The 9,637-nt window shown below is 67.7% G+C and carries 8 protein-coding genes and 2 pseudogenes; 6 read left to right on the plus strand and 4 right to left on the minus strand.

Going from position 1 to position 9,637, the window contains the following annotated elements:
- Window positions 1-350 precede the first annotated feature (350 nt).
- Entirely contained in the window at window positions 351-833 is a 483-nt protein-coding gene (locus IG98_RS0142250) for an Hsp20/alpha crystallin family protein (protein ID WP_030925873.1), read from the plus strand.
- Here IG98_RS0142250 and IG98_RS0142255 read toward each other — a convergent pair.
- Window positions 820-1,908, minus strand: coding sequence for an alpha/beta fold hydrolase (locus IG98_RS0142255; protein WP_063766385.1), 1,089 nt, complete (start codon window positions 1,906-1,908; stop codon window positions 820-822). The genes IG98_RS0142250 and IG98_RS0142255 overlap by 14 nt on opposite strands.
- Before the next feature lie 120 nt (window positions 1,909-2,028).
- Between IG98_RS0142255 and IG98_RS51645 the strand changes: the two genes are divergently transcribed.
- Entirely contained in the window at window positions 2,029-2,253 is a 225-nt protein-coding gene (locus IG98_RS51645) for a hypothetical protein (protein ID WP_157594860.1), read from the plus strand.
- A 356-nt stretch (window positions 2,254-2,609) separates the two neighbouring features.
- Window positions 2,610-2,972, plus strand: coding sequence for a hypothetical protein (locus IG98_RS0142265; protein WP_169750293.1), 363 nt, complete (start codon window positions 2,610-2,612; stop codon window positions 2,970-2,972).
- A 383-nt stretch (window positions 2,973-3,355) separates the two neighbouring features.
- Here IG98_RS0142265 and IG98_RS51655 read toward each other — a convergent pair.
- Window positions 3,356-3,709, minus strand: a pseudogene (locus IG98_RS51655) (IS5-like element ISAs34 family transposase); the annotation flags it as partial.
- 266 nt (window positions 3,710-3,975) lie between these two features.
- On the opposite strand from IG98_RS51655, the gene IG98_RS51660 reads away from it, so the two are divergent.
- Window positions 3,976-4,254, plus strand: coding sequence for a hypothetical protein (locus tag IG98_RS51660; protein WP_030925881.1), 279 nt, complete (start codon window positions 3,976-3,978; stop codon window positions 4,252-4,254).
- Here IG98_RS51660 and IG98_RS54010 read toward each other — a convergent pair.
- Together IG98_RS54010 and IG98_RS46090 are read right to left on the minus strand one after the other, a co-directional pair.
- A complete protein-coding gene (locus IG98_RS54010) occupies window positions 4,163-5,281 on the minus strand; it encodes an NYN domain-containing protein (RefSeq protein ID WP_084196058.1) in 1,119 nt (372 codons plus the stop codon). The two genes, IG98_RS51660 and IG98_RS54010, sit on opposite strands and share 92 nt — an antisense overlap.
- A 50-nt stretch (window positions 5,282-5,331) precedes the next feature.
- Window positions 5,332-7,718 (minus strand): annotated as a pseudogene (locus IG98_RS46090) (adenosylcobalamin-dependent ribonucleoside-diphosphate reductase).
- Window positions 7,719-7,881: 163 nt separating this feature from the next.
- Here IG98_RS46090 and IG98_RS0142295 point away from each other — a divergent pair.
- Both IG98_RS0142295 and IG98_RS0142300 read left to right on the plus strand, forming a co-directional pair.
- Window positions 7,882-9,006, plus strand: coding sequence for a baeRF2 domain-containing protein (locus tag IG98_RS0142295; protein ID WP_030925887.1), 1,125 nt, complete (start codon window positions 7,882-7,884; stop codon window positions 9,004-9,006).
- Window positions 9,007-9,443: 437 nt separating this feature from the next.
- Window positions 9,444-9,637, plus strand: a 194-nt coding sequence (locus IG98_RS0142300; protein WP_030925889.1) for a hypothetical protein, incomplete at its 3' end; no start/stop codon positions are given.

The raw sequence follows: 9,637 nt of genomic DNA on the forward strand, positions 1-9,637 counted from the left end.
GCCGGGCCGCCGCGTAACGCGGGACCGGCGATATGTCTTGATCGAATAAGGGTGGGGTTTTGGACCTGACATCGGTGTCTGCTGAGAAGCGGGGTGGAAGGCTCATAGCGAGCGGGAACACTTGGGCCGGGGCTGACCAAGGGTGTTGGCCTGGCCCTGGGATCGGCGCTGTTCGCTCAGCCGGCGCCCTGCGTGCGTACGTATGTGCGGCGCTGGGAGAACGCCCCGCTCATGGTTCCGCTCTCTGCCAGGGGGGCGGGACCCGCGCAGTTCGCTCCTGGATTGGCAGGCGTGGGAGGCGCTGCCCATTCCTCACCAGGATGACCGTTTCGCATAGGAGGAGATGCATCATGACGCTTCCGGTTCATCGTCGAGGATCGGCTATCGTCCGGCCTGGTATGGCCCTGGGTATGCCCCTGGGTATGCGAGACCCGTTCGCCCAGATCGAGGATCTCTATGGCCGGATGGACCAGTTGATCGAATCCGCTTTCGGCGGCCCGGTGGAAGGGATGTGGGCGCCGCTGGCCGACCTGAGCGAGACCGACGAGGCATTCGTCGCCGACATCGATCTGCCCGGTGTGAAGAAGGACGACATCGACGTCGAGGTGAACGATCGGGAACTGGTGGTGACGGCCGAGATCAAGGAGAAGGAAGCGGCAGGCCGCCTGCACCGCCGCATGCGCCGAATCGGCCGTTTCGAGCACCGCGTCCTCCTGCCCGGTGAGGTCAACCCCGAGCAGGTATCGGCCACGTTGTCCGACGGGGTGCTCACGGTGACCGTGCCGAGGGTGGAAAAGGCCCGGCCGCATCACGTCGAGGTCAAGGCGACCTGACCTCTGCACGGTCCTTCGCGTGGTGGGTCTTGCCTCGAACGTTCGGCTCACATGTCGGCGCCGGGTCGGAGTCCCCGGCCACGTGCTCTGCTGAGGCACCGTGCTTTGCGTACGACGCTGCGGCGTCTGCGTCGGCCCTCGGCACGGCGATGTCCGGCCCAGTCTCCCGAATGATCACATCCGCAACCAGCTCGGGTGCGTCGTTCATCGGTACGTGCCCGCACCCGGGCAACCAGATCAACTGCGCCCGCGGCAGCATGGCCGTGACCCGCCGTGCCTGCCGCGGGAGCAGGACCCGGTCGGCGGTTCCCCAGACGATCGTGATGGGAATGCCGGGAATCAGCCCGCTGAACAGGCCGTGTGCTCGCCCCGCCCGTAGCGTGGCGTCGAACCCGGCAGACTCACGCAGCGAGCGCAGGCAGGTCGCGACCGCCCCCGGCGGGCATTGGGTGGGGTCTGCGTACAGCATGCCCGCCAAGATCGCGCGCCCGGCGGCGGTCGCGGACAGCCGTTCTGCAGCGCCGTCCGGCACAGTCCGGGAGATGCGCCGAGCCATGGCCAGCACGGCGAAAGCGTACCGGCGTTCGGTTTCGTTCCAGAAGCCGGCTGGAGCCAGCGCGGTCACACTTCGAGCCAGACCGGCCTGTCCCAGCCCCAGCGCGACCAGCCCGCCGAGGGAGTGGCCTGCCACGTGCGGGCGCTCGATACCCAGCGCGGTGAAGGCAGCGCCCAGCACCCTCGCCGTAGTCGGCAGATCCGGCGTCAGACCCGCCGGCCAATCCGGAGACAGCCCGAAACCCGGCAGATCGATCGCGATCACCTCGCGCCCACCGATCAGGTGCGGGACCACAGCGTCCCACGTGCGCCGGCTCAATCCCAGACCGTGCACCAGGAGCAGCGGCTCCCCGGCCCCGGAACGCTCAAAAGCCAGCGTGACAGCAGGCAGGGCCGCAGCGCGGGCTTCCACGAACGACACCGGCCCCGGCGGGGCCGTGACCTCGGCATCAGCGACGCGAGACTCGTTCTGGGCATACGGCTCCACCGGAGTCACCCAACCACCGAACCGCGCGGCCATCCGCACACCCGCACGCAGCACGTGCCCGCACGATCGATGACGACCATCACCGACGACACCGCCACCATAGGAAGCACCCCCTGACGGCACATACTTCGCATCTGCCAGACAAGGCGTCGCATGCGCATCACCATGCATAACCGCCCGGAAGGGCCGGGCGATTCCATCACCGGCGCGCTCTGCCACGCCGGTCCTCACCGCGCCGCGTCGGCGCGGAAATCACAGGGGGAGGTCAAGACCGACGAGGCGCTGGTGCCCCTTGGCGATGCTCTCGGCCTGCTGGTGGATCGTGGCTACGCTCGAGGCAGGCTGGCGCAACGCCAGCCCCTCGACGAACGCCACTAGCTCGTCCGGGAGACGACGCAGGCCCTGGTCGCTACGGCTGGCGCGGGCCAGGCCATCCAGGCCTGCTCGCCGGTAATCGGCCAGCCACTGCTGCAACGTCCGGCATGAAGGACCGCCAATGACCACCCACCACACCCGTAAGGCCATGGTTACGGCAAGGCGCACAAACCGGGCCCCGGCCCATCCTTCGGACGATCGATGCGGGCTCCACGAGGTGCTGCGGTCTCGACGATCACTTCGCGGCAGTCGGCTGCCGCCAGGGCCTACGAACCGGTCAATGTCGTCGACGACGAGTCCGGCTGCGGCTCACGGCCTACCGAGGCCACAGCCAGCCTTCCGAATCTCCGGGCGTCTGATTGTCTACGATCCTGCCCTGGCAGGTGGTCCTTCCAGGTCTGCCGAAGCCTCATATGGTCCGGCATTTTTTGACGACGGCGGGCTCCGATATGACAGATAGTGATCGGATTCAGGAAATCACGATCCGCTACGTACACGGCGACGCCCGCCTGCGGCGCGACTTCGACCACCGGCTCGCGTTGTTCCTGCGTGCGCAGCCGACGCACCACCGCTGGGACATCACCCCGCTGGTGGACGCCCTGGACCAGCTCGGCAGGCGGATTCCCCGCGTGGAGGTCACGCTGCGCTGCGATCCGGCACATGCAGAACTCCAGGTGTCGTTGGACTTCGGTTTGAGCCCCATCCCCCGTGAAGGGCCGTGACACCCCTCCCGCCAGGACGGATGCGCCGTAGCCAGCCGGCACCATGTTGAGATCACGGCCAGGCTCCGGCCGGAGAGAGGTTTGGCCTGAATCGGTCACCGGCCCCCCCGGCAGCGGACGCGGGCCGGTCCGTCAGTCGAGCGCGTAAACGCGGTGCACGAACTCGGCAAGCTTGCTGTCGGGCAACTCCTTGGCGAGATCGGCTTCGCTGATAATGGGCAAGGCGATGATCTTCGATCACGGGCAGGCGCTTGATGTGGTGCTGCTCCATCTTGAACAACGCCTCCTCCAGGAACGCCGCCCTATCTCGCCCGTTGGCTCGAGAACGAGCATGAGACACTCGTCTGTCTATCCGTGCTAGGGCCTGTACGGACTTCGGATCTTCAGGCGGGTTGAAGGCTTCGAATCCACGAGATGGCTCCGTGTAGATGAAGGCCGGCGAGGTAGCTTTCGGGGGTCTTGTCGGAGCGGAAGGCCAGTCCGCGCCATTCCTTGGTCCGGTTGATGCACCGTTCGGCCGTGTTGCGCTGCTTGTAGAGCTCTGGATCATGGCTGACCGGGCGGCCGCCACGGGAGCCGCGGTTCTTGCGGTTGGCCGCCTGGTCGGTCTTTTCGGGGATGACAGCTTTGATGTGGCGCCTGCGGAGATAGAGGCGGTTGCCGCGGGAGGAGTAGGCCTTGTCCGCGGCCGCCGCGGCCGGGCGGGTGCGTGGGCGACCGGCGGGCAGCCGGACCTTATTGGCGAGAGGCCATGATGATCGGGGTGTGCCATGTGCTCGCGCCCCGCGTCGCCACCTTGCCGCCGAGACTGGAGGACGTCGGCTCGGAGGCAGGCGGCCGCGACGCGGGCAGAGAGGGTCGGATCGGCGATCCTGGGGTAGCAAAAGCGATAGGCAGGCATGAAAAGGACAAGTGGCCTGGCGTTTCAGGACCCCTGGCTCGCCGGCCGCCGTACGGTCTCCGATTCGGCCTCGGCAAGAGCCCCTCAACAAGGGAGGCAGCCATGAACGAACGAACCTGGGAGCGCCTGGGAGCGGCCAGCGGCCTGGTAGCCGCGGTGCTGCTGCTGGCGGGGCTCCTGGTAGCCCCGGGCGCGCTGGCACTGGATGTCCGCCCCGGCATGATGATCGCCTTCGTCCGGCCTGCACTGCTCACGACCACCTTGCTCATCACGCTAGGCGCGGTGGCGTTCATGTGGTTCGTCGCGCATCTGCGGCACGTGCTCCAGCGGGCCGAGAAAGGGGCTGAGGCCTTCTCACCGGTCGTGCTGGCCTCCGGGTGAGCCTGGCCACGATGGCCGCACTGGCCATGGTGCCGCTCACCGCGTTGGCCACACTGGCCGCCCGCCGCGCCGGGCTCGGCGAGGTCGAGGTCGCACGGGCTCTGTACGCCGTGCACCAGCTCTCCCTCGGCCCGATCGGCCTGCTCGTGGCGTTGTTCGCGGTGAGCGCGGGAACCGCCATGGTGGGCAGGGAGATCGCCGGGCCGTGGCTGGGCTGGCTGGGCATGATCGTCGCCGTGATCGGCCTGATCACGGGCATCGGGTCTTGCGGATTCGCTGAGGCGGGCTTGGGGCTTCTGTCGCGGCCGCGCTTGTCCCGGACGTAGATGATGGCCGGTTTTCCGTCGCCGGGGCTGCGGCGGTCCGACTCGAACAATGTCGTTGCGGCCATCAGATCGCTGAGCTTGGCGTAGCCATAGTTGCGAGAGTCGAAGTCTGGGTGTTGCTTGGTGATGATGTGGCCAACGGATGCGAGTGCAGCCCAACCGTCGTCGTCCGAGGCTGCCTCCACGGCGTTGCGGAGCTGGTTTACCAGTGCGGTATTCCCCCTGAGTTTCGCGACCTGTGGGGTAGGTGCGGGTGCTGCACCGGCGGGGGTCGTGATGTTCTCGATGTAGATGAACTTGTCGCACGCCGAGACGAAGGGTTTGGGCGTTTTATGTTCGCCGAACCCGTACACGGTCAGGCCGGATTCGCGGATCCGTGCGGCCAGGCGGGTGAAGTCGCTGTCGCTGGAGACGATGCAGAACCCGTCAAAGCGTCCCGAGTACAGCAGGTCCATCGCGTCGATGACCATCGCCGCGTCGGTGGCGTTCTTGCCGGTGGTGTAGGCGAATTGCTGGATGGACTGGGCGAGCAAATGCTCCTTCCAGCCTTTGAGGCCGGTACCGGTCCAGTCACCGTAGGCTCGTTTGACGTGGGCGGTGCCGTACTTGGCAATCTCGGCCAACAGTGCCTCGATGATCGCAGGCTGTGCGTTGTCGGCGTCGATGAGCACAGCCAGCTTGGCGGCGTCATCGCTGACCATGCTGTTCTCTCCTTCTTCGGGTGCTGGGGAAAGGCGGTCGGCCGGGATCTTCAGAACTGGCATACATGGTGGGCGCAGCCGCCGGCGTAGGAGCCGTCGACCCGGATCGGCGCCTGCTGCGGTGGGTCTGCGAGGAAGGTGAGCACCTGGCCGGGCTTGCTGCCGTAACGGTAAACGGTGATGCCTTTGACGTCGGCATGCCATGCCTCCAGGTAGATGCGTTTCACCTCCTCCACCGTGGCGGACATCGGCAGGTTCACCGTCTTGGACACGCCCGCGTCGATGTGTTGCTGGACGGCGGCCTGCATGGCCAGGTGCGCGCTGGCGGCACCTGGGCGGCGGTGACGAAGGCGCGGCGCACGTCCTCGGGCACCGATGCGTCGTCGGGGATGGTGCCGGTGGCGGCGATGTCGGCGATGAGCCGTTCGGACCAGAATCCGCGATCGCGGGCCGTCCGCTCGAACAGCGGGTTGACCTCGATGAGGTGGCGGTCGAGCACGTTGCGCACGTAGGCGATGGCGAACATCGGCTCGATTCCTGAGGTGGTCCCGGCGATGATGGAGATCGTCCCGGTCGGCGCCACCGCGGTCAGCTGCGCGTTGCGCAGCGGCGGTGTGCCGTCTTTGGCGTAGATGCTTTGCTCGAAGCAGGGGAACGGACCGCGGTCGGCGGCGAGTTCGGCCGACGCCTTGCGGGCCGCAGCGGTGATCCTGTGGGCGATGCGGCCGGCCAGCCGGACCGCCTCCGCCGAGCCGTAGGGCACTTCGAGCATGGCCAGCAGCTCGGCGAGTCCCATGAAGCCCAGGCCGATCTTGCGCGTCCGGCGCGCTGCCCGGTCGAGTTCGGGGAAGGGGAGCCGGTTGACCTCGATGACGTCGTCGAGGAAGCGGACCGCCAGCGCCACGGCGTCGCTCAGGCGCTGCCAGTCCACGTCGCCGTCGGTGACGAACCGTGGCAGGTTCAACGAGCCCAGGTTGCACGACTCGTACGGCAGCAGCGGTACCTCTCCGCAGGGGTTGGCTGCTTCGATCCGTCCGAGGGACGGTGTAGGGTTGGCGCGGTTGATCTGATCGGTGAACAGCAGCCCGGGGTCGCCCGAGCGCCACGCCTGCGTGGCCATGAGGTCGAACAGGTCGGCGGCGTCGATCTCACCGGCCGTTTGGCCGGTGCGGGGGTTGACCAGGGGCCAGGGCGCCCGGTCTTCGACAGCGCGCATGAACGCATCGGAAGCCGCCACCGACAGGTTGAAGTTCTCCAAGCGATCGGGCTCGGGCTTGGCCGTGACGAACGCACGAATGTCGGGATGCGCGGCATCGAGCACCGCCATGTTCGCCCCCCGGCGGCGCCCGCCCTGGCGGATGATCTCGGTGGCGAGGTCGAAGATGCGCAGGAACGACACCGGGCCGCTGGCGACGCCGTGCGTGCTGTGCACCGGGTCGCCGGCCGGGCGCAGATGTGAGAAGGCGAAGCCGGTGCCGCCCCCGCCTTGCTGGATGAGCACGGCGTCCTTGACCGCCGTGAAGATCGATTCAAGACAGTCCTCCACCGGCAGGACGAAGCATCCCGACAGCATGGCGAGCTCTGTTCCCGCGTTCATGAGCGTCGGGGAGTTCGGCAGGAATTCCAGCGCCCGCATGGCGCGGCTGAACTCCTCGGCCCAGTGCGCGGACGAGCCGGGACGGAATTCATCCTCCCCGCACGCCACGTGCCGGGCGACCCGATCCATCATCTCGCCGGTCGACTCGATGACGACACCCGCCTCGTCCCGGCGCAGATAGCGCTCCTTGACCACGACCGCGGCCGCGAGGCTGAGCTTGAGCTCGTCGCGCACACCGAGCATGCGTTTGGTGTCCCGCAGTTCGGCACGGCGGTTGCGGTAGAGCATGTAGGCGCGGGCGATGTCCGTGAGCCCGGCCGTCATAAGGGTCTCTTCGACGGTGTCCTGCACTTCCTCGACCGTCGGTGCCCGTCCATCGAAGCGTGCGGTGATCTGGTCGACGACTCGATGCGCGGCCTTACCGGTCACGCCCGGATCCGGAACCCCGGCCTCGACCGCCGCCCGGTGGACCGCCCGACGGATCCGCTCGGGGTCGAACGCCACGACCGCGCCGTCGCGCTTGCGGACCTCACGCGGAGGTATGGCCATCCGGATCACCTCTCTCGCGCATGCCCTGAACCTTCGGTTCCGGTTCTGTTCATCGGCGGGTAGCCGTTCGCGGTTGCCTCGCACCGGAGCGGAAAGTGAGACGCCGCCGCCGAAGCGAGGATCTATCACCTGTTGGGCGATCATGCCAACCTGCTCACTTGTGCCGGCCGGGCGGCTCCAGGAACCTTTTGCCCCTGGCCAGCCGCGACATGCGCGGATGAGGCTGGCACCGACGAGATAGGCCCCTGCTTGGCTGTCTGGTGACCAAAAGTGGCTGAGCGATGCCGACATGGCATGGGGCGGTCACCGGTGAGCCCTCAAGATGTGGCTAAATCTCCTGGCATAGGCGTGATCAAGACCGTCGGGCGACGCAACACTGCAGCTCAGACGTCCTTCGGGATGTGGGACTTTCACCCCTTTCGGACGGTCATATCGGCCGTTCAGGATGGGCTGTATGAGGGTGACCACGAATGTCAACAAGGCAACGCTGCGGCGGTTGTTCAGCATGTCGGGGCCGGTGGTGTCCGGCTACTTCGATCTGGGTGCGCTTCCGGAAGAGGACGCCTGGCCCAGATGGCACGCGCTGGCCAGGCGGCTGAGCGAACAAGAGGTCGATCCGGGCACGATCGAGGCGTTGACGCGAAGAGTGTCGCTTTCGCTGCCGGGCTCGGGTGTGCTGGCGATGTTCGCCACAGGGGGTGAGCTCCTGCTGGCGGTGGACATGGCCGGGGCCCACCAGCCGGACCTGGCAACCTGCGGCGCTTTGCCACACGTGCTGCCGTTGCTGGCGTGGCTGCAGGAGCGGCCGCCGTACGTGCTGGCGATCGTGGACCGTACCGGCGCCGATCTTGCGGCCTACCCCTACGGCACGGGAACGGCGGCGAGGCAGACGGTCACCGGCCCGGACGATGAGATCGAGCGCAACGCACCCGGCGGATGCGCGCAGATGCGCTACCAGCACCGGGCCGAGGACTCCTGGGAGCACAACGCCACTCGGGTGGCGAACACGCTGACGCGTACCCTCGCCGATTTCCACGCTCGGCTGCTGCTTCTCGCCGGTGACTTGCGGGCCCTGCAATATCTCACCAAGCACCTGCCGGAGCGGGTGCGGCGCACGGTGAGCATCCGGCGGGTCAGCGGCAGCCGCAGCCAGGACGGGGCCGAAAAGGACCGGGCCGCGCAGGTCGCCGACCAGACCCGCCAGGCGGTCCAGGAGCAGACGCAGGCCCTGCTGCACCGGCTGGCGGAGGCAAGAGGCCCGTCCGGACGCGTCGCCGAAGGCGTCCGCGAAACCCTGGATGCGCTGGCCCGCGGCCGGGTGCAGACGCTTGTGGTCGTCGACGACCCGCAGGACCGGCGTACCGCGTGGTTCGGCCCCCTCCCTACGCAAGTGTCCGACCGCCGTGAGGTGCTCGCCCGAACCTCAGCCCCGGTCACACGCGAACGCCTGGTCGATGTCGCGGTGCGGGCCGCCGTCCTCACCGGCGCCGAGGTCCATGTCCTGCCGCCCGGCACCTCCGGCGCACCGGCGCAGGGGATCGGCGCACTGTGCCGGTTCCCCGCCGCAGGCAGCCAGTGACCGGACCGCGAAGACCTAACAGCGGGAAGATCTGGGCCGCGACCTCGCAAACTGGTGGATGTGCACGGCTGGATGTCCCCGGCATAAACCGCAAGCCCGCAACGCTCCCTTCGATCCGAACCGGCCGCGGTCAGGCGGTCGACGCCTGTCCTGACCAGCGACTCGGCAAGAGAAGAAAGGTCACAGGTTCCACCGCTCGTGTCCGTTTGAAGATCTGCTCATGCCACGGCACCGGCTTCTCTTACGAGCGCCAGCGTCGTGGCCGGTCACTTCTCGATGGCGATCCGTTTGGCCTTCTTCGTGGCAACCTCGGGCATCGGGACCCTGATGGTCAGGATGCCCTTGTCGGTAGGTCGCCTTGATGGTGTCGGCCTCGGCGCCTTCGGGCAGGGTCAGCGTCCGTCCGCTCACGAATCAACCGATCGTCGCGCCGTGTCGTGTCCAAGGTCGTCGTGTCCAAGGTCCCCCTCGCGGTCACCGGCGAGAGCGCCTCGGCGGCGGACCACGGCGACCGGGCAGTGAGCGTGGTGCACCAAGCCCTCGGCACGGGCCTGGTCGACCAGCCGACCGACCAGCTCTCGATCCGACGCCTCGTCTTTCCGCGTCACCGCGGCTTCCTCCAGGTCTGTGT

The organism is Streptosporangium amethystogenes (assembly GCF_000721075.1).
Lineage (GTDB): Bacteria > Actinomycetota > Actinomycetes > Streptosporangiales > Streptosporangiaceae > Streptosporangium > Streptosporangium amethystogenes.

What these genes read in the sequence shown, in the direction of transcription:
- IG98_RS51645 (WP_157594860.1), top strand. Translation starts at nt 2,029, where the DNA reads ATGCGCATCACCATGCATAACCGCCCGGAAGGGCCGGGCGATTCCATC.
- IG98_RS51660 (WP_030925881.1), top strand. Translation starts at nt 3,976, where the DNA reads ATGAACGAACGAACCTGGGAGCGCCTGGGAGCGGCCAGCGGCCTGGTA.
- IG98_RS0142295 (WP_030925887.1), top strand. Translation starts at nt 7,882, where the DNA reads ATGAGGGTGACCACGAATGTCAACAAGGCAACGCTGCGGCGGTTGTTC.
- IG98_RS0142250 (WP_030925873.1), top strand. Translation starts at nt 351, where the DNA reads ATGACGCTTCCGGTTCATCGTCGAGGATCGGCTATCGTCCGGCCTGGT.
- IG98_RS54010 (WP_084196058.1), bottom strand. Translation starts at nt 5,281, where the DNA reads ATGGTCAGCGATGACGCCGCCAAGCTGGCTGTGCTCATCGACGCCGAC.
- IG98_RS0142255 (WP_063766385.1), bottom strand. Translation starts at nt 1,908, where the DNA reads ATGGCCGCGCGGTTCGGTGGTTGGGTGACTCCGGTGGAGCCGTATGCC.